This is a genomic window from Asanoa hainanensis (assembly GCF_900188485.1).
Classification (GTDB): Bacteria; Actinomycetota; Actinomycetes; order Mycobacteriales; family Micromonosporaceae; genus Asanoa; species Asanoa hainanensis.
Genome location: NZ_FZPH01000024.1, coordinates 1 through 18,680 on the forward strand (window position 1 = coordinate 1; position 18,680 = coordinate 18,680).

Below are 18,680 nucleotides of genomic sequence, written 5' to 3' on the forward strand. Positions count from 1 at the left end.
CGTCGCGGAACGCTTGTGCGGATCTACACCGATAACAACCCGAGCCATGAACGACAACGCCCTTCCCCTGGAACCCGACAAAACAGGCCGATCGGCGGGAGGGCAACGCTACTTCGAGCCGGGCAGTCCCCTCTTGAGCCTCTCCACACCCCGGTGACCGGCAGGGTCCACGCCGGGAGAGAGCCACACCCCGCCATATGGGTGGGCAGCCAGAGACAGAGCACCCCTACCAGTCACCTCGACCAAGCCTGGCCGGGCCACGGTCGTAACACCATCCTCAACAAGTAGCCGGAGACCGGGCCGGGCCCTAGGGGGCCCGTCCCTGCCAGGCCCGCGGCTCGACCAGCCACACCCATGACAACCCCGAACACCCAAGATCTAGGGAATCAATCGCACCTGGAACAACAACCGTTTATGGCCGGGGTGCGCGATGCGCATCGCGCGCCGGGCGCGTGGGACCTGCGCGAGCACGCGCATAGCCCCTGCACCGCGGCCCGGTCCTGCGGCGACGGAAACACCCAGCCAAGCCAGGGGGATCCACATCAGCCCGCGACGCCCGCGGCCGGGGGTGGTGCGACCGCCGGGGCCGGTGAGACGGGTGCGGTCGGCCGTGACGGCGTCACCGTCGGGTCGTCGATGTCGAAGAAGCGCGGGCGGTCGTGGCGCCGGGTCAGCTGCAGGACCCGGACCAGGCGCCGGCGGCGGGCCGCGTGCGCCTCGCGGGCCAGGTCGTTGTGCACCTGGCGGGCCAGGCCCAGTCGCCGGCTCGCCGAAATCACGGCGTCCTCACGAGGCTCGTCCGGTGACAGCGCCACCGTGCGCAGCTGCCGGGTCAGGTCGTTCTCCGCCGCCTCGCGCTCGTCCGGCGCCGCGTCCAGGGCGATGCGGGCCGCCGAGTACAGCTCCGGCGCCTGGCGTTCCTCGGCCAGCACCGCGGCGGCGGCCGCGCGGCGCATGAGGTGGGCGTCGAGCGAGCGGGCGGCCGCGGCGGAACGCGCGTGCAGGCGGTCCACCCGCTGCGCCGTCCACGTCAGGTACGTGGCCAGCACCGCGACCACGGCGACCACGACTACGACCCACCACATTCTGCGCATCGTAGTGCGCGCACCTCGGCGGCGATCAGCTCACCGCCAGGACTGCCGTCAGCGGGGCTCCGACCACTCCACGTCGATGACCCGCCCGTCGGTGGCCTCGATCGCCGCCGCGTACACCTCGAGCACCCGCAGCGCCACCACCGGCCAGTCGTAACCGGCGACCGCCGACCGCGCCGACTCGACCAGCGCAGCCCGCGCGGCAGGCGCGTCCAGCAAAGAGCCCAGCGCCTCCTCCAGCGCCACGGCGTCACCGGTGGGAAACAGCCGACCCGCCCGGCCCCCGTCGAGCACCCGCCGGAACGCGTCGAGGTCGCTGGCCACGACCGGCGTACCCGCGGCCATCGCCTCGGTCAAAATCATCCCGAACGACTCGCCGCCGGTGTTCGGTGCGACGTAGACGTCGACGCTGCGCAGCATCCGGGTCTTGTCGGCCTCGGACACCAGCCCCAGATACGTGACCCGGTCGTGCAACGAGACAGGGATCCCCGACAGCAGCTCGTCGAGGTCACCCGGCCCCGCCACCAGCAGCCGCAGCCCCGGCCGCGCCGACGCCAACGACACGAACGCGTCCCGCAACACCGGGAAACCCTTGCGCTGCTCCGTGAACCGGCCGAGGAAACCCACCGCGCCACCGGCACCGGGCCAGCCTGGCAAAGGCGAAGCGGAGGCGAACCGCGCGACGTCCACGCCATTAGGAATCTCGACCGCGCCACCGTCAAGATGCTCGACCTGCACCTTGCGGGCGAGCTCGCTGACCGCGATCCGCGCGGTGATCCGCTCCAGCACCAGCCGCAGCGCACCCTGCGCCGCCGACAGCGCCCGCGAGCGGGTCATCGCCGTGTGGAACGTGGCGACCACCGGGCCCCGGCTGTTGAGCACCGCGAGCATCGACAGGCTCAGCGCCAGCGGCTCGTGCACGTGCAGCACGTCGAACTCGCCACGGTGCAGCCACCGCCGGACCCGCGCACCGGACACCGGGCCGAAGGCGATGCGCGCCACCGATCCGTTGTACGGGAAGGGAACCGCGCGACCGGCGGGCACCACGAACGGCGGGAGCGCGGCGTCCTCGTCCGCGGGCGCGAGCACGCTGACCTCGTGTCCCAGCCCGATCAACGCCTGCGCGAGGTCGAGGATGTGGTTCTGTACGCCGCCCGGCACGTCGAGGGAGTAGGGGCTCACGATGCCGATCCGCATCCTGCCCACCTCCTCAGACCTCCGGGGTCCGGGGCTCGTCCAACCAGACCCGCTGGAGCATGTGCCAGTCCTGGGGGTGCCGGGCGATCGCCGCCTCGAACATCGTGGCCATCCGTTGGGTCACGACGGCCACCCGTTCCCGCAACGTTCCCGTTTCCGGGCCGGGTATCTCGACCGGCGGGTTCACGTACCCCCGGGTCGACTCCTCGTCGTACCACACGTCGATCACCAGCAACGGCGCTCCCGTGCGGATCGCCAACAACGCGGGACCCGACGGCATTCGGGTACGCCCACCGAAGAACTCGACCTCGACGCCCCGCTTGGACAGGTCGCGGTCGGCCAGCAGCGGCACCGTCGCGCCTGCGCGCAGCCGGTCGACCAGCAGGTCGAACGGCGGTTGCTCGCCACCCGTGAGCGGGATGATCTCGAAGCCCATGCTGCGGCGGTATTCCACGAACTGCTCGTAGACCGACTCCGGCTTGAGCCGCTCCATCACCGTGGTCAGCTTCCAGCCCATCGCGGTGACCCAGGCGCCGGCGACGTCCCAGTTGCCCGAGTGGCTCAGCGCCATGATCACGCCGCCCTCTTCGAGCAGCTTCTTCAGCAGGTGCCAGTTGGCGACCCGGAAGTCGTCGAGGTGTTGCTGGTGCGTACGCGACGGCAGCCGGAACGCCTCACGCCAGTAGCGGGCGTACGAGCGCAGGCCGGCCCGTACCAACGCGTCGAGCTCGTCGTCCGGCATGTCGGGGCCGACCACGCGACGCAGGTTGGAGCGCAGCCGCTGCGTACCCTTGCCGTCTTTGCGATGTGCGTAGTCGGCGGCCGCGGTGAACAGCCCCCGCGCGGCGGGTTCGGGCATGCCACGGACGAGCTTCCAGCCGGCCGCGTAGCCGAGGTCGGCAAGGTTCACGACGGCGACTCGGCGCGGTCGGCGGCGTCGAGGACCTTGGCCTGCTTGTAGACGTACGCCAGGCGCTGCCCGACCGTGATCGTCGAGAGCGCGGCCAGGAACCAGACGGCCGCGGCGAAGCCCCACGCGACGCCGAAGCCGGCCAGCAGCCCGCCGACGCCGATGATGATCAGACGTTCGGCGCGCTCGGCGATGCCGACGTTGGCCGTCATGCCGAGACCCTCGGCCCGGGCCTTCACGTACGAAACGGCCGCGCCGAGAACCAGGCAGACGATGCCGCCGACGACGCCCCAGCGGTCTCCGCGCTCGGCCAGGATGTAGATCACCGTGCCGACGATCGCGCCGTCGGCGATGCGGTCCATGGTCGAGTCGAGCAGCGCGCCGAACCGGGTCGAGCCACCGGACAGCCGCGCCATCGTGCCGTCGACCAGGTCGACGAGGGCGAAGACGGTGACGACCAACGCACCGGCGACGAAATGCCCCGTCGCGCCCAGTCCGATGGCGGCGCCGACCACGCCGAGGGTCCCGGCGACCGTCACCTGGTTGGGTGTGACACCCCAAGCGATCAGTCGTCGGGCGATGGGTTCGATGACGTGGGCCATGGTGGCCCGCGCTGACACCTGGAAGATCTTCGCCATGGCGGTCCCACGATAACGGTGTGACGCCTCGGACGATACGGTGACCCGCTGTTCCCGGGCGGGTCGCCAGTCACTCGCTCACCTTTGGCGTCGGGCTTGTGTACAGCCGGTTGCGGGTGTGGGATCGAGAGATGACGTGAGCTAGCTCACCCAGGGAGGTCCCCATGGCTCAAAAGGGTCCGGAGAAGGGAGTCACCGGCCCCGCGCCGGTGGTGGACGAGCCCGGCAGGGTTCGCAACGTGGTGCTCGTCGGCCATTCAGGGTCGGGGAAGACGACCTTGGTCGAAGCACTGCTGGCCGCGACCGGCACGATCAGCCGTGCCGGCTCGGTGACCGAGGGCACCACGACCTGTGATCACGACCCGGCCGCGGTCAAACAGCAGCGGTCGGTCAGCCTCGCCGCGGCGCCGTTCATGCACAACGGCGTCAAAGTCAATCTGCTCGACAGCCCCGGGTACGCCGACTTCGTCGGTGAGCTCCGTGCCGGGCTGCGCGCCGCCGACGCGGCGCTGTTCGTGGTGCCGGCCGCCGACGGGATGGACGCGGCGACCGCGACGCTGTGGGAGGAATGCGCCAGCGTCGGCATGCCGCGCGCGGTGGCGGTCACCCGGCTCGACCACCAGCGCGCCGACTTCGACGAGACGGTCGCGCTCTGCCAGCGGGTGTTCGGCGACAACGTACTCCCGTTGTATCTGCCCATGCTCGGCGACGACGGCGTCTCGACCGTCGGCCTGATGGGTCTGATCACGCAGCGGGTCTTCGACTACAGCAAGGGTCACCCGCCCGAGGTGCGCGACCCCGATCCCGAGCACCTGCCCGCGATCGCCGAGGCACGCAACGAGCTCATCGAAGGGATCATCGCCGAGAGCGAGGACGAGACGCTCATGGAGCGTTACCTCTCCGGCGAGGAGATCGAGACCGAGGTGCTCATCAACGACCTCGAGACGGCGGTCGCCCGCGGCCACTTCTATCCGGTGATCCCGACCTGCGCCGAGAGCGGCGTGGGCATCGACTCGCTGCTCGAGATGCTGACGTCGGCGTTCCCGTCGCCGCTCGAGCACGACCTGCCGGTGGTCACCGGAATAGACGGTTCGCCGCGCCCGCCGCTGACCTGCGACCCGAACGGGCCGTTGGTGGCCGAGGTGGTCAAGACGACGATCGACCGGCACGTCGGCCGGGTCTCGCTGGTGCGGGTCTTCTCGGGCACGCTGCGTCCGGAGTCGGCCGTGCACATCTCCGGCCACGGCATGGAGCAGCGGGGCCACCCCGACCACGACTCCGACGAGCGGATCGCGCACATCTACTCGCCGCTCGGCTCGTCGCTGCGCGAGGTGCCGTCGTGCATCGCCGGCGACATCTGCGCGATCACCAAGTCGGGCAGTGCGGAGACCGGCGACACGATCTCGTCCAAGGAGAACCCGCTGCTGGTCGCGCCGTGGGAGATGCCGGAGCCGCTGCTGCCGGTCGCCGTCGTCGCGAAGACCCGCTCCGACGAGGACACGCTGGCCAAGAACCTCGGCCGGCTCGTCGCGGGCGACCCGACGATGCGCCTCGAGCGCAACGCCGAGACGCACCAGATGGTGCTGTGGTGCATGGGCGAGGCGCACGCCGACGTCGTCCTCGACCGGTTGCGGGGCGGTGGGGCCGAGATCGACACCGAGCCGGTACGCGTAGCGCTGCGCGAGACGTTCGTCACCGGCGCCAAGGGCCACGGGCGGCACGTCAAGCAGTCCGGCGGCCACGGGCAATACGCGGTGTGCGACATCGAGGTGGAGCCGCTGGAGCGCGGTGCGGGCTTCGAGTTCGCCGACAAGGTGGTGGGCGGCGCGGTGCCGCACAACTACATCCCGTCGGTGGAGAAGGGCGTCCGCACGCAGATGGAGCGGGGCATAATGGCCGGCTACCCGCTGGTCGACGTGCGGGTCACGCTCTTCGACGGCAAGGCGCACAGCGTCGACTCGTCCGACGCGGCGTTCCAGACGGCGGGGCAGATGGCGTTGAAGGACGCCGCCGAGAAGGGGCTCGTCTCGCTGCTGGAGCCGGTGGACGAGATCATCATCCGGATCCCGGATGCTTATGTGGGCGCGGTCATGTCGGACATGTCGTCCCGGCGTGGGCGGGTGCTGGGCACTGAGCCCGATGCGGCCGGCGGCGAGCGCACGCTGGTGCGGGCCGAGGTGCCGGCGACCGAGTTGGTGCGCTACGCGGTCGAGTTGCGGTCGATGACCTCCGGCGCGGGCACGTTCGGGCGCACGTTCGCCCGCTACGAGCCGATGCCCAGCCATCTCGCGGAGGCGGTGCGCAAGGAGCACGCCTGAGTGTTTGTTTCGCGGCGCGGCGGCCTCTCGGTCGCCGCGCCTTTTTGTCGGTGGTCCTTTCTAGACTCTGGGCGTGGAAGCAGCGGAGATCGGCCCCCGGCGGTTGCGCCAACAGCACCTGGCCGGGCCACCGTGCGCCGACCCGGTCACGGTGGTCCGGCGGCTCGGCTGCGTGCAGTCACAGGAATACGCGGTGGCCAAGTGGTCGCTCGCCCAACGCTGCGCGCCCGGCCTCGTCGACGCCGACCTCCAGCGCCTGTTGGACGACGGCACCATCCTGCGCACCCACATCCTGCGGCCGACGTGGCACTTCGTGCTGGGTGCGGACCTGGGGTGGATCCAGGCGGCGACCGCGCACCGGGTGCACGTCTTCAACCGCTACTACTACCGCCAGCACGGCTTCGACCCCGACACCGCCCCGGCCAGCGCCCGGGTGATCACGGATGCGCTGGCCGGCGGCAACCACCTGACCCGCAACGAGCTGGGCGCGGTCCTGGCGGCGGCGGGCTTCCCGGCGACGGGCAACAAGCTGGCCTACCTGGTGATGCTGGCGGAGCTGTCGGGCCTGATCGCCAACGGGGTGATGCGCGGCAAGCAACACACCTACGCCCTGGTGTCCGAGCGAGTGGCGGCGCCGGTCTCCCTGTCTCCGTCGGAGGGCCTGGCGGAGCTGACGCGGCGCTACTTCACCAGCCACGGCCCGGCGACGATCAAAGACTTCACCTGGTGGTCGAGCCTGACGGTGGCCGAGATCAAGCAGGGCATCGCCGCCTGCGGCGGCGCCCTGTCGAGCGAGGTCGTCGACGGCCGCACGCTCTATTTCGCGAGCGACGCCCCACCGCCGTCTCCCCCACCGGCAGCCGCGCTGCTGCAGGGCTACGACGAATACGTGGTGGCCTACAGCGACACGAAGTTCGCCTACAACCTGGCGGGCAACGCGCCGGCGCCCGGTCTCTACGCGGAGAACACGATGCTCCACCCGGTCGCCTTCGACGGCCAGGTCGGCGGCTTCTGGCGGCGCAAGGTCAAACCGAAAGGGATCGCCCTCGACATCGACCTGCTGATCGACCCGACAGCCCGCCAACGCAAAGCCCTGACCGAGGAGATCGACCGCTACGCGGCGTACGCGGGGGCGCCGGTGACCGTGACCTACGTCTGACCCGACCCACCGCCGCTCGCCCGGGGTGGGCACGGCCCGGGGGTGGGCACGGCCCGGGGGTGGGCACGGCTCGACGCCGGCGCGGCCCGACGCGGCGCGGCCCGACGCGGCGCGGTGTTGGGCGGAGGCGGCGCCTAGCATCGTCGCGATGACTACTTCTGAGATGCGACCTCGTGACGTCCGTGCCGACGAGGACCGCGTCGAGGAGGCGCTGCGGTTGCTCTCCAGGCCGCCGGTCGCGCTCGAGGTCGCCGCCAAGGGGCTTGGGCGGGGCGGTGGGGTCTATGCCTGGTGGGCCGCTCATTCGGTGTTCCCCGAGCTGGCCGGACCGCCGAACGTGAACGTCCCGTCGCTGCGGCTGCTCTACCTCGGTCGGGCGACCAACCTGCGGGGTCGGGTCCTGCGCAACCACCTCAGGCGCTCGGGCAGCTCGACACTGCGCCGCACGCTCGCCGGGCTGCTCGGGTCCGAGAGCTACCGGACGACCTGGACCGACCGCGTGGTCCTGGTCCCCGAGGACGAAACGCGGCTTACCGCGTGGATGCACGCGCACCTGCGCTTCACCTGGGCCGAGGACCCGGAGCCCGAGGCCGTCGAGGCGGTGCTCGTCCGCCGCTTCCACCCGCCGCTCAACGTGCACGGCGTCGACCCCGAGCACGTCCAGGCGGCGGTGGTCGCCGCCAAACACGCCTATAACACCAGCAGCCGCGATCCCTCACTCGGTACGTGAGGTCGTCGCGCATCCGCTCCAGCCTGGCGATCCGGTCGTCGAGGGCCGCGCGCCAGCATTCCGAAGCCCGCTCCCAGAACTCGCGGGTCGGTGGTTGGCCCTCCGGCAGGAAGGCGAGCACCTCCGCGACCTGGGCCAGCGGGATGCCGACCCGCTGCGAGGCGCGGATGAAGGCGATCCGGCGCAGCGTGGAGCGGTCGTACCGCCGCTGGTTGCCGCTCGTCCGTTGGCTGAAGATCAAGCCCTGGCGCTCGTAGAAGCGCAGCGCCGACTGCGGCACGCCACTGCGACCCGACAGGTCCCCGATGGTCAGCTGTTTCGTCGGTGGCACCCGACGAGACTAGCTTGACCTGAACAAATGTTGAGGTTCGAGGCTGAGGGCATGACCATCCTCGTGACCGGCGGCACGGGCAACATCGGCCGCCACCTCGTCGACCACCTGCACGCCGGCAAGACCGCGTTCCGGGTGCTGGCCCGGCGGCCCGCCGCGGCCAAAGCGCTCCTGCCGACGGGCACGGACGTACACCCCGGCGACCTCAACGACCCCGTCAGCCTCGCGGCCGCACTGACCGGCGTCGATCAGGTCTTCCTCCTCTGGCCGTCGCTGAGCCCGGACGGGATCGAGAACGTCGTCGCGGCCTTCGCCGACGCGGGCGTGCGCCACGTCGTCTACGTGTCCGCCATGCAGGTCACCGACGACAACCGCCGCACCATCGGCGTCTGGGGCCAGGTCGAGCAGGCCGTGGTCGACGCCGGCCTCGGCCATACCTTCCTGCGCGCCTCCGGGTTCGCCACCAACACGCTCGGCTGGGCGGCCTCGGTCCGGGCAGGCGAGCCGGTCCGGATCCCGTACCCGGAGGCACGTCGGTCCTTGATCCACGAGGCGGACATCGCCGCCGTCGCGGCGGTCGCCCTGGCCGGAGAGCAGCCTCGAGGGTCGTGCGTCCTCACCGGGCCGCGGGCGATCAGCCAGGCCGACCAGCTCGCCGCGATCGGGGCCGCGACCGGCCAACGCGTTCGCTACGCGGAACAGCCGCCCGACGAGGCGAGGGCCGCGATGGCGACCTGGGCCGAACCGGCCTGGGCAGAGCAGGCGGTGGCCTACTGGGCCTCGCTGGTCGACCGGCCAGAGCCCGTCACCCACACCGTCGAGGAGATCCTCGACAGACCCGCCCGCACCTTCCGGCAGTGGGCGGACGACCACGTCGACGACTTCCGCCCGCTACCCACCCGGCAGGTCGCCGAACGTTACGTACGGGCGTTCCGAGAGGGGCGGATGGACCGGGCCCTGCGGTTGGCGGCGCCCGACATCGTGCGGGTGGCACCGCTGGAGGGTCCCGAACGGCGCGGTCTCGACGACATCATGGCGCACAGCCAGCAGCTCACCACCGACCTGGAGATCCACGCGGTGACCGTCGACGGTCCGTTCCTCGGCCCCGACCGCTTCGCCGTGCGGTTCACGTTCGACGAGACCGACCGGCGCGACGGCCGGCGCCGCACGACGACCAAGATGTCGCTGTACACCGTCGCCGGCGGCGCCATCACCCGCGAGGAGGTGCACTACCTCACGGCGCCCGCGTGACGGTCAGATCCAGGCCCTTGGCCGGGTCGTACGTCCAGGACGCGCTCGTGCCGAACCACGTGCCCTCCTGGCGCCCGTCGCTCGGGCGCGTCGAGAACATGTCCTGCTTGACCGCCTCCGGAACGTTGAGCTGCTCCAGGATGCACTCCAGCGTGACCAGGTCGACCCCCACCTTGTCCTTGCTGCCGCGCATGTCGACGAGCAGGGTCGAGCCGTCGTCCTGCAGCTTGGTGCCGTTGCTGCTGGCGTCGCACACCGACTGCGCCGACTGGAGGGTGTTGACGTTCTCGGGTTCCTCGCCGGACGAGACGACGACCGCGACCAGGCCGATCAGCGCGAGGGCGACGATCGCGGCACCGCCGATGATCAGGGCGGCTCGGCGGGCCCTACGCGGCGACGACTCGGGTGCTTCGGTCTGCAGATACATGCGGCCTCCTCGGATCAGGGACGACCGAGCCCGGTCCCCACGATCCGGTCGCCTGTTCCGCGCAACGACCACCCGGCCTCGGGGTTACGCCACCGGCGCCAAGACCGTCAGGACGGTGCGGCCGCCAGGCCGGTGCAGCGCGACGCGACGCGGAGCTTGTCCTCGATCCGCTTCTTCGCGGCGCCGGAGACCAGCACCGGCTGGCCCGTGCCCGACACCGTCGCCGGGAGGAACCTGTTGGAGACCACGGCCCCGTCGCGCACCGTCAGCTTGAGCACGCCCGAGTCCGTGCTGTGCGAGTTGCCGTACCACAGGAAGTTGCCCAGTCCGTAATGGACGTAGGTCGAGCCGATCCAGCCGTCGGTGAGCAGCGTGTGCGCATGCGTGCCGAGCACGATGTCGGCGCCGTCGCGGGCCATCCGTTTCGCGAACGTCTTCATCTGGCCGCTCGGGCACGAGCTTCCCTCGACGCCCCAGTGCATGAAGACGATGACCAGGTCGGCCTGGGACCGCGCCGCCTTGACCGCCGCCGTCGCCCGTGCCGCGTCGAACGCCATCGCCACACCGGGCCGCGAAGCGGTCGGCTTCCACGACCCCGACAGCTCCGCCACCTGCGACATGCCGAGCACCGCGATCCGCACACCCTTGACCTCGGTGACCCACGGCGCGTACGCGTCATCGACGTTGCGACCCGCCCCGAAGATCGGATAGCTCGCCGAAGAAGCAGCCGACAGCGTGTCCAGCAGCCCGACCTGGCCGTAGTCCAGCGTGTGGTTGTTCGCCACCGACGCCGCGTCGATGCCGGCCGCCCGCAATGCCGCGAACGCGCTCTTCGGCGCCCGGAAGTGGAACCGCTTCGGCTCGGGCGTGCCCCGCCCGGTCACCGCGGTCTCCAGGTTGACGATCGTCAGGTCCGCGTCGGCCAGGGTCGAGCTGATCTTCCCGAACGCCGTGGCCGGCTCGTCGAGCAGCCCCAACGTACGGCCGGTGAAGTGCACGTCCCCCGCGAACGCGAGCGTGATCTCGGCGGGCGACGGAGCCACCGAAGTCGGTGCGGCCGAGGGAGCCGCCGACGACGGCCCGCCCCGCCAGCGCGCCCCGGCCGCCTCACCCCCACACCCGGCCAGCAGCGCACCGGCCGCGACCAGCACCAACGCCGCGCGAGTCCGCCTCATGACGAGAGGGTACGAGAAGGTCGCTCACTTTCCCGCCCCCGAACGGCCGGGACCCCACCTCAGCCGGCCGGCCAGGCCTCCGACAGGAGGTCGCGGGTGTCGGTGAGGAGCTCGGGCAGCACCTTGGTCTGCCCGACGATCGGCATGAAGTTGGCGTCGCCGCCGAACCGGGGCACCACGTGCTGGTGCAGGTGCGCGGCGATGCCGGCGCCGGCGACCGAGCCCTGGTTCAGGCCGATGTTGAAGCCGTGCGCGCCACTGACCCGGCGGATCGTGCGCATGGCGTCCTGGGTGAACGACGCCACCTCGGCGACCTCCTCGTCGGTGAGGTCGGTGTAGTCGGCGACGTGGCGATAAGGGCAGACGAGCAGGTGCCCCGGGTTGTACGGGTACAGGTTGAGCACCGCGTAGACCACCTTGCCGCGGGCCACCACCAGACTCTGATCCGGAGGCAGATGGGGTGCCCGGTCGAACGGGCACCCGTCATCCGCTTTGTCCCCGCCGCCCTTGATGTAGGCCATCCGGTGCGGCGTCCACAACCGCTCCAGGCCGTTGGGCTCGCCGGGGTTGCCCAACATCAGGCCGCCGACGGCGACACGTTGGTGCGCGAGCGGACCACCTCGACCACGTGCGCGACGGCTTCGGCCAGCGGCACCCCGTTGCGCTGCGACCCGTCCCGGTAGCGGAACGACACGGTCGAACCGGACACGTCGTCGTCACCGGCGATCGCCATGAACGGGATCTTCTGCTGCTGCGCCGTCCGGATCTTCTTCTGCATCCGGTCGTCCGACGTGTCGACCTCGGCCCGGATCCCCTCGGCCTTCAACGCGTCGACGAACGACCGCAGGTAGTCCGCATGGTCGTCGCGGATCGGGATGCCGACCACCTGCACCGGCGCCAGCCAGGCCGGGAACGCGCCCGCGTAGTGCTCGGTCAGGATGCCGAAGAACCGCTCGATCGAGCCGAACAGCGCCCGGTGGATCATCACCGGCTGCTGCCGGGTGCCGTCGGCCGCCTGGTATTCGAGCCCGAACCGCTTGGGCTGGTTGAAGTCGACCTGGATCGTCGACATCTGCCAGGTGCGGCCGATCGCGTCGCGCGCCTGCACCGAGATCTTCGGGCCGTAGAAGGCCGCGCCGCCCGGGTCGGCCACGAGCTCGAGCCCGGACTCGCGGGCCGCGGACTCGAGCTCGGCGGTCGCCTCGGCCCAGTCGGCCTCGTCACCGATGAACTTGGGCGAGTCGTCGCGGGTCGACAGCTCGAGATAGAAGTCCTCGATGCCGTAGTCACGCAGCAGGCCGAGCACGAACGCCAGCAGCGAGCGCAGCTCGCCCGGCATCTGCTCCTTGGTGCAGTAGATGTGCGAGTCGTCCATGGTCAGGCCGCGCACCCGGGTCAGCCCGTGCACGACGCCGGACTTCTCGTAGCGGTAGACCGTGCCGAACTCGAACAGCCGCAGCGGCAGCTCCCGGTAGGACCGCCCGCGCGCCTTGAACACCAGGTTGTGCATCGGGCAGTTCATCGGCTTCAGGAAGTATTCCGCGCCCTCGAGCTGCATGGGCGGGAACATCGTGTCCTTGTAGTACGGCAGGTGCCCCGAGGTCTCGAACAGGTGGCCCTTGGTGATGTGCGGCGAGTTGACGAACTGGTAGCCGGCGACCTCGTGCTGCTGCCGCGAGTAGTTCTCCAGCTCGCGCCGGATGATCCCGCCCTTGGGGTGGAACAGCGCGAGCCCCGAGCCGATCTCGTCAGGGAACGAGAAGAGGTCCAGGTCGGCGCCGAGCTTGCGGTGGTCGCGCCGGGCGGCCTCTTCGAGCAGCTTCAGGTACGCCTTCAGCGCGTCCCGGGTCGGCCACGCCGTCCCGTACACCCGCTGCAGTTGGGGATTCTTCTCGGAACCGCGCCAGTAGGCGGCGGCCGAGCGCATCAGCTTGAACGCGCCGATCAGCCGGGTGGTCGGCAGGTGTGGGCCACGGCACAGGTCGGACCAGCAGGTCTTGCCGCTCTCCGCGTCGACGTTGTCGTAGATCGTCAGCTCGCCGCCGCCGACCTCGACGGTCTCCTCGGAGTCGAGCTCACCGGTGCCCTTGATATCGACGAGCTGCAGCTTGTACGGCTCGTCGGCGAGCTCGGCCCGCGCCTCGTCGACCGAGGCGAACCGCCGGCGCCGGAAGCGCTGCCCGGCCTTGATGATCTCCTGCATGCGCTTCTCGAGCTTGGCCAGGTCGTCCGGCTGGAACGGCTTGGCGACGTCGAAGTCGTAGTAGAAGCCGTTGTCGATCGGCGGGCCGATGCCCAGCTTGGCCTCGGGAAACACGTCCTGCACGGCCTGCGCGAGGACGTGGGCGGTGGAGTGCCGCAGCACGTTGAGGCCGTCCGGCTCGTCCATGGCCACCGGGGTCACGGTCGCCTCGGCCTCGGGCGCCCAGTCAAGATCACGCAGCCGACCCTCGGCGTCGCGGACGACCACGATCGCCTTCGGGCCGTTCATCGGCAGGCCGGCCGCGGCAACCGCGTCGGCCGCCGTCGTCCCCGCGGCCACGACGACGGGGTCGGCCATTGCGGGGGTACGAGATGCGGACACGGCGGGTCTCCTCGGTCGGTAGGACGTTTGGGTAAATGCTAGTCATCACGCCTGGCAACGCTGCGCCCAGCCGGACCTGGGCGTTACATTCAGCTCGTGAGCCCGTCGGACATGATCGCCGCGCTGCAGCGCCGCTACCAGACGTTTTTCGCGACCGAGCCCGCCGTGCCGTTCGCGGTCGCCCCCGCGGGGGCGCAGGCACATGTGTTCGGCACGGGTGACCCCGTGTTCACCATCACCGTCAAGGACAACCGGGGTGCCAAGGCCCTCGCCGGCCTCGACCAGTTCGGTGTCGCCGTCGCCTACCTCCAGGGTTGGCTCGACGTCGACGGCGACCTGGCCGCCGCGCTGCGGATGCGCAAGTTCTTCAACGACTTCCACCCGATCGCCTTCCTGTCCCGGTTCACCCCGGGCGCGCTGCTGCACGGGCGGAAGGAGGACGACCGCCGGGCCATCTCGCAGCACTACGACGAGGACAGCGAGTTCTTCCTGACCTTCCTCGACGAGCGGCACCGCTGCTACACCGAGGGCGTGTTCGCCAGCGACGACGAGCCGCTCGAAGACGCGATGACCCGCAAGATGGACCTCGCGCTCGAGGCGATCGAGGTCAAGCCCGGCGACCGGGTGCTGGAGGTCGGCGGCGGCTGGGGCGCGTTCTCGGAGCACGCCGCCCGGCGGGGCATCGACGTGACGACCACGACGCTCGCGGCCGAGTCCGAGCGCTACCTCAAGGACCTGTTCGCCCGGGAGCAACTGCCAGTCAACGTGGTGCGGCAGCACATCTTCGGCTACCGGAGCGACCAGAAGTACGACGCGATCGTCAACATGGGCGTCACCGAGCACCTGCCCGACTACAAGACCACGCTGGCCAAGTACGCGGAGCTGCTCAAGCCGGGCGGCCGCGTCTACCTGGACGCCCTGGCGATGCGCCGCAAGCACGGCATCTCGACCTTCATGAAGAAGTACGTCTACCCGGGCAACTCGGCGCCGCTGCTGCTGCACCAATATCTGCGGCACGTGGCCCGCTCGCCGTTCGAGCTGGTCAGCCTGGACGACGACCGGCACAACTACTACCTGACCTGCCGCGAGTGGGCCAAGCGCCTCGACGAGCGCCGCGACGAGATCGTCGCCCGCTGGGGCGAGCCGCTCTACCGGCGGTTCCGGCTGTTCCTCTGGGGCTCGGCCGCCGGCTTCGACACCGGTCTGGTCCAGGCCTACCGCTGGGTCCTGAAGATGCCGGGCGCCCCGGCCTGACCTGTCGCCGCCCGCCCGCCGCGCTCAGCCGCGGCGGGCTCAGGCCGGTGGGCGGAGGCCGTCCAGGACGAAGCCGAGCAGCTTGTCGGCCATGTCCGGCGCCGACTCGGTTGCCATCACCACGCCGTGGGCGAGGCGCAGCACGTCGTCGGGCTCGACCTCCTTGCGGATCGCGCCGGCCTCCTGGGCGCGGACCAGCAGGTCGCCGATGGCGTTGCGCATCACGCCCTTGCACTCGACCAGGGTCGGCGAGCCCGTGCCCAGCATCTGCTTGACCGCGGTGCCGAGGCCTCGCTTGGCCTTGATGTAGTCGAACTCCATCCGCAGGAACTCGGCGAACGCCTCGCCGGGCGGGAACTCGGCCGAGAGGGCCCGGCCGCGCTCGGCCAGCCCCTCGATGTCGTGGCGGTAGACCTCCGCGAGCAGCGTCTCCCGGTCGGGGAAGTGGCGGTAGAGCGTGCCCGGGCCAACGCCGGCCCGGCGGGCGATGTCGTCGAGCGTGGCCTTCTCACCGTGCTCGGTGAAGGCCGCGCGGGCGGCGACCATGACCTTCTCGCGGTTGCGTCGCGCGTCGGCACGCAGCGGACGATCACCGTTCACCGCCACCGCACCCCCTGCTCACTGTGGGACAACACACTATTTCCGGAGACTGTCTCCGGATAGTGTTGCGAAATCGGAGACGTCCTCCATATGCTAGCTCAGAGCTAAGCGGAGAGTATCTCCGGTTGTCGCATCCCACTCTCGGGGGAAACACACCTTGTCCACGCAAACTGCTGTGCCCGCCGTCACGAGCGCGGGCACCGAGGCCCGCGCGCCGGGCCGCCTGGCGCTGCTCATCATCGTGAGCGCCCAACTAATGCTGATCGTCGACGGCACCGTCATGAACGTCGCGCTGCCCCACATCCAGGAGGGCCTGGGCTTCTCCACCGCCGGCCTGTCGTGGGTGATCAACGCGTACACGCTGACCTTCGGCGGTCTGCTCCTGCTCGGCGGCCGGGCCGGCGACATCCTCGGCCGGCGCCGGATGTTCGTCGTCGGCATCGCCCTGTTCACCGTCGCGTCCCTGGTCGGCGGCCTCGCCACCTCGGCCGCCTGGCTGCTGGCCGCCCGCGTCGCCCAGGGAGTCGGCGCCGCCCTGGCCGGGCCCAACACGATCGCCCTGATCTCCACCACGTTCACCGAGCCCCAGCGGCGGATCCGGGCGCTCGCCCTGCTCTCCGCCATGGCCAGCGCGGGCTTCGCGATCGGCCTGATCCTCGGCGGCGTACTCACCGACGTCCTGTCCTGGCGTTGGGTCCTGTTCATCAACGTGCCGTTCGGCATCGCCGCCGTGCTGCTCGCACCCCGGCACGTCCGGGAGCCGGAGCGGCACCCGGGCCGCCTCGAATGGCCCGCCGCGGCCACCGCGACGCTCGGCATCGGCGCGCTGGTCTACGGGTTCATCCACGCCTCGACCCACGGCTGGACCGCCGGCGAGACACTGGTCTCGCTCGCCCTGGGCGTGGTCCTGCTGGTCACGTTCCTGGCCATCCAGCTGCGGTCCGCCCAGCCGCTGGTCCCGCTGTCGCTGTTCAAGGACCGCAACCGGGCGGTCGGCTTCGTCGGGTTCCTGCTGGGCCCGGCGGCGATGATGTCGGCGTTCTACTTCCTGACCCAGTTCCTCCAGATCGTGCTCGGCTTCGGCCCGCTGAAGACCGGCCTCGCGTTCCTGCCGATGGCGGGGTCGATGTTCGCGATGACCCGGATCGTGCCGCGGCTCCTGCACCGCATCGGCCCGCGCCCGCTAGCCCTGACCGGCGCGCCGCTGATGATGGCCGGCCTGGCGTGGCTGACCCAACTCGACACCACCAGCGGGTACGCGGGATCGCTGCTCGGCCCCATGATCCTGCTCGGCCTCGGCGGCGGCCTGACCTTCGTACCGCTGACCCCGGTGATCATGGGTTCGGTGCAGCCGCGCGACGCGGGCGCCGCGGGCGGCGTGCTGCAGACCATGCAGCAGGTCGGCGCGACCCTGGGCCTCGCGGTGCTGATCGCGGTGTTCGGCGCGGCGGTGGGCCCACAGGGTGCCGCGGGCGCGACGGACGCGGTGAGCTTCGTACACGGCATGAACGCCGCGAACGTGGTCTCGGTGGTGATCGCGGCGGGGCTGGTCGTGGTGGCGCTGAGCTTCCGCTCGGTCCGCCGCCCGGCGCAACGCCAGCCGGAACCGGAAGTCATCGTCGAACCGGCCTAACCGCCGTCTTCGGAACAGGGCCTCGCTTCCGCGGGGCCCTGTTCCGTCCGAAGCGGCAGCCAGAAACGGACATCATCGCCGAACAGGCCTGGCCGCCGTTTCGGAGACAGGGCCTCGCCGGCGCGGGGCCCTGTCTCCGTCCGGAGCGCCAGCCATGAACCCGGCGTCGAATGGGCAATAGTCGGGCCATGGACGCAGCGGAGACCGACCGGGACCGGGTGGCCGACTGGCTCGAGGCCTACGAGCGGGTCTGGCGCACGCCGGGCACCGAGGCGCTGGCCGAGATCTTCACCGAGGACGCGCGCTACTCGCAGGGGCCGTACGAGGAGCCGGTCCTGGGCCTGGCGGCGATCGGGCGGATGTGGGAGCGGGCCCGGGAGGGCGCGGACGAGCCGTTCACGATGCGAGCGAGATCGTCGCGGTCGATGGCGACACCGCGGTCGTCCGCGTCGAGGTCCGCTATGCCGAGCCGCACCCGCACGAATACCGTGACCTGTGGGTCATGCGATTCGGAGCCGACGGCAAATGTCGGGAATACGAGGAATGGCCGTTCTCCCCAAAGGACCAGACGACTATGTCCGAATAAGACAGTTTAAGCCGGACTTTTCGGGCGGAGTGCGGTAGTTGACGGACAGTGCGGGCGTTCGCTGACTTGCCAAGGGCAGTAGGTTCTTCACGTGGCCACGGTCCTCCTGGTCGAAGACGACCATGTCGTACGCGGCGCCATGCTGCGGTCCCTCGCCGATCGCGGGCATGCGGTCCACGCGGTCGGCACCGCCCTCGACGCCCTCCGCCGGGTCGCGGCCGAGACGCCTGACCTGGTTGTGCTCGACCTCGGTCTGCCCGACCTCGACGGCGCCGACGCCCTCCGCATGCTCCGCGGCATCACCGACGTCCCGATCATCATCGCCACCGCACGCGACGACGAGCAGGGCATCGTCCGGCTGCTGCGCGCCGGCGCCGACGACTACATGGTCAAACCGTTTACCGGCGCCCATCTCGACGCCCGCATCACCACCGTGCTGCGCCGCGTCGGCCGGGCCAGCCGCACCGTCGCACCCGCTGTGCACGAGGTCGGCGGCCTGCGCGTCGACGTCGGCGAGCGCAGCGCCATGCTCGACGGCGAGGCGCTCGCGCTGACCCGCAAAGAGTTCGACCTGTTGGCCTACCTCGCGGCACGCCCGGGCCGGGTAGTCTCCCGCCGGGAGTTGTTGGAGGAGGTATGGCGCCAGCCGTCCGTCGGCGAGGATCAGACGATCGACGTTCATCTGTACTGGTTACGCCGCAAGCTGGGCGAGTCCGCGGCGAAGCCCCGCTACCTGCGCACCGTGCGGGGGGTCGGCTTCCGCCTGGTAGCCCCCGACTGAGGCCGACGCTGGCCG

At 70.7% G+C, this 18,680-nt stretch carries 18 protein-coding genes; 8 read left to right on the forward strand and 10 right to left on the reverse strand.

The window, feature by feature from the left end; genetic code table 11:
• Positions 1–542 precede the first annotated feature (542 nt).
• Genes CHC05_RS36635 through pgsA form a run of 4 tightly spaced genes read right to left on the reverse strand, consistent with a single transcriptional unit; the run spans position 543 to position 3,836 of the window.
• Complete coding sequence (locus tag CHC05_RS36635) at positions 543–1,085, reverse strand: hypothetical protein (protein WP_245871401.1); 543 nt, start codon at positions 1,083–1,085, stop codon at positions 543–545.
• A gap of 57 nt (positions 1,086–1,142) precedes the next feature.
• Positions 1,143–2,288: a glycosyltransferase family 4 protein gene (locus tag CHC05_RS36640; RefSeq protein ID WP_089255243.1), complete on the reverse strand. Its 1,146-nt coding sequence runs from the start codon at positions 2,286–2,288 to the stop codon at positions 1,143–1,145.
• 13 nt (positions 2,289–2,301) lie between these two features.
• Positions 2,302–3,198 (reverse strand): phosphatidylinositol mannoside acyltransferase, encoded by an 897-nt coding sequence (locus tag CHC05_RS36645; protein ID WP_089255244.1) that lies wholly within the window; start codon positions 3,196–3,198, stop codon positions 2,302–2,304.
• The gene (pgsA, locus tag CHC05_RS36650) at positions 3,195–3,836 is read right to left on the reverse strand and encodes a phosphatidylinositol phosphate synthase (protein ID WP_089255245.1); all 642 of its coding nucleotides are present in this window, start codon (positions 3,834–3,836) and stop codon (positions 3,195–3,197) included. The genes CHC05_RS36645 and pgsA overlap by 4 nt, the downstream gene beginning before the upstream one ends.
• Positions 3,837–4,000: 164 nt before the next feature.
• On the opposite strand from pgsA, the gene CHC05_RS36655 reads away from it, so the two are divergent.
• From CHC05_RS36655 to CHC05_RS36665, 3 genes are all read left to right on the forward strand, one after another.
• On the forward strand, positions 4,001–6,154 hold the full coding sequence (locus CHC05_RS36655; RefSeq protein WP_089255246.1) for an elongation factor G-like protein EF-G2: 2,154 nt from the start codon (positions 4,001–4,003) through the stop codon (positions 6,152–6,154).
• A gap of 73 nt (positions 6,155–6,227) precedes the next feature.
• Complete coding sequence (locus CHC05_RS36660) at positions 6,228–7,313, forward strand: winged helix DNA-binding domain-containing protein (protein WP_179266543.1); 1,086 nt, start codon at positions 6,228–6,230, stop codon at positions 7,311–7,313.
• 148 nt (positions 7,314–7,461) lie between these two features.
• Positions 7,462–8,043: a GIY-YIG nuclease family protein gene (locus tag CHC05_RS36665; protein WP_089255248.1), complete on the forward strand. Its 582-nt coding sequence runs from the start codon at positions 7,462–7,464 to the stop codon at positions 8,041–8,043.
• Here the strand turns inward: CHC05_RS36665 and soxR are convergent.
• On the reverse strand, positions 7,943–8,374 hold the full coding sequence (gene soxR, locus CHC05_RS36670; protein WP_089255249.1) for a redox-sensitive transcriptional activator SoxR: 432 nt from the start codon (positions 8,372–8,374) through the stop codon (positions 7,943–7,945). The two genes, CHC05_RS36665 and soxR, sit on opposite strands and share 101 nt — an antisense overlap.
• Positions 8,375–8,425: 51 nt before the next feature.
• Between soxR and CHC05_RS36675 the strand changes: the two genes are divergently transcribed.
• On the forward strand, positions 8,426–9,625 hold the full coding sequence (locus CHC05_RS36675; RefSeq protein WP_089255250.1) for an NAD(P)H-binding protein: 1,200 nt from the start codon (positions 8,426–8,428) through the stop codon (positions 9,623–9,625).
• On the opposite strand, the gene CHC05_RS36680 is transcribed toward CHC05_RS36675, so the two are convergent.
• The 4 genes from CHC05_RS36680 to thrS all read right to left on the reverse strand — a co-directional run bounded on the left by CHC05_RS36680 (position 9,609) and on the right by thrS (position 13,787).
• Positions 9,609–10,052 (reverse strand): hypothetical protein, encoded by a 444-nt coding sequence (locus tag CHC05_RS36680; RefSeq protein WP_089255251.1) that lies wholly within the window; start codon positions 10,050–10,052, stop codon positions 9,609–9,611. The genes CHC05_RS36675 and CHC05_RS36680 overlap by 17 nt on opposite strands.
• A 107-nt stretch (positions 10,053–10,159) precedes the next feature.
• Positions 10,160–11,227, reverse strand: coding sequence for a CapA family protein (locus CHC05_RS36685; protein ID WP_089255252.1), 1,068 nt, complete (start codon positions 11,225–11,227; stop codon positions 10,160–10,162).
• A gap of 59 nt (positions 11,228–11,286) precedes the next feature.
• Complete coding sequence (locus CHC05_RS36690) at positions 11,287–11,805, reverse strand: HIT family protein (RefSeq protein WP_089255253.1); 519 nt, start codon at positions 11,803–11,805, stop codon at positions 11,287–11,289.
• A complete protein-coding gene (gene thrS / locus CHC05_RS36695; protein ID WP_218824798.1) occupies positions 11,805–13,787 on the reverse strand; it encodes a threonine--tRNA ligase in 1,983 nt (660 codons plus the stop codon). Before thrS ends, CHC05_RS36690 begins: the two co-directional genes overlap by 1 nt.
• A gap of 120 nt (positions 13,788–13,907) precedes the next feature.
• On the opposite strand from thrS, the gene CHC05_RS36700 reads away from it, so the two are divergent.
• Positions 13,908–15,065: a class I SAM-dependent methyltransferase gene (locus CHC05_RS36700; protein ID WP_245871402.1), complete on the forward strand. Its 1,158-nt coding sequence runs from the start codon at positions 13,908–13,910 to the stop codon at positions 15,063–15,065.
• Positions 15,066–15,104: 39 nt separating this feature from the next.
• Here the strand turns inward: CHC05_RS36700 and CHC05_RS36705 are convergent, their stop codons facing one another.
• Entirely contained in the window at positions 15,105–15,665 is a 561-nt protein-coding gene (locus CHC05_RS36705; protein WP_089255256.1) for a TetR/AcrR family transcriptional regulator, read from the reverse strand.
• 175 nt (positions 15,666–15,840) lie between these two features.
• On the opposite strand from CHC05_RS36705, the gene CHC05_RS36710 reads away from it, so the two are divergent.
• From CHC05_RS36710 to CHC05_RS36720, 3 genes are all read left to right on the forward strand, one after another.
• The gene (locus tag CHC05_RS36710) at positions 15,841–17,298 is read left to right on the forward strand and encodes an MFS transporter (protein ID WP_218824795.1); all 1,458 of its coding nucleotides are present in this window, start codon (positions 15,841–15,843) and stop codon (positions 17,296–17,298) included.
• Between the two features lie 188 nt (positions 17,299–17,486).
• A complete protein-coding gene (locus tag CHC05_RS36715) occupies positions 17,487–17,894 on the forward strand; it encodes a hypothetical protein (protein ID WP_245871403.1) in 408 nt (135 codons plus the stop codon).
• 81 nt (positions 17,895–17,975) lie between these two features.
• A complete protein-coding gene (locus CHC05_RS36720; protein WP_089255257.1) occupies positions 17,976–18,665 on the forward strand; it encodes a response regulator transcription factor in 690 nt (229 codons plus the stop codon).
• Positions 18,666–18,680: the final 15 nt, after the last annotated feature.

Coding starts and splice junctions, on each gene's coding strand:
- CHC05_RS36635 (WP_245871401.1), bottom strand. CDS start 1,085: ATGTGGTGGGTCGTAGTCGTGGTCGCCGTGGTCGCGGTGCTGGCCACG.
- CHC05_RS36640 (WP_089255243.1), bottom strand. CDS start 2,288: ATGCGGATCGGCATCGTGAGCCCCTACTCCCTCGACGTGCCGGGCGGC.
- CHC05_RS36680 (WP_089255251.1), bottom strand. CDS start 10,052: ATGTATCTGCAGACCGAAGCACCCGAGTCGTCGCCGCGTAGGGCCCGC.
- CHC05_RS36665 (WP_089255248.1), top strand. CDS start 7,462: ATGACTACTTCTGAGATGCGACCTCGTGACGTCCGTGCCGACGAGGAC.
- CHC05_RS36715 (WP_245871403.1), top strand. CDS start 17,487: ATGGACGCAGCGGAGACCGACCGGGACCGGGTGGCCGACTGGCTCGAG.
- thrS (WP_218824798.1), bottom strand. CDS start 13,787: ATGGCCGACCCCGTCGTCGTGGCCGCGGGGACGACGGCGGCCGACGCG.
- CHC05_RS36690 (WP_089255253.1), bottom strand. CDS start 11,805: ATGTTGGGCAACCCCGGCGAGCCCAACGGCCTGGAGCGGTTGTGGACG.
- CHC05_RS36655 (WP_089255246.1), top strand. CDS start 4,001: ATGGCTCAAAAGGGTCCGGAGAAGGGAGTCACCGGCCCCGCGCCGGTG.
- CHC05_RS36685 (WP_089255252.1), bottom strand. CDS start 11,227: ATGAGGCGGACTCGCGCGGCGTTGGTGCTGGTCGCGGCCGGTGCGCTG.
- pgsA (WP_089255245.1), bottom strand. CDS start 3,836: ATGGCGAAGATCTTCCAGGTGTCAGCGCGGGCCACCATGGCCCACGTC.
- CHC05_RS36675 (WP_089255250.1), top strand. CDS start 8,426: ATGACCATCCTCGTGACCGGCGGCACGGGCAACATCGGCCGCCACCTC.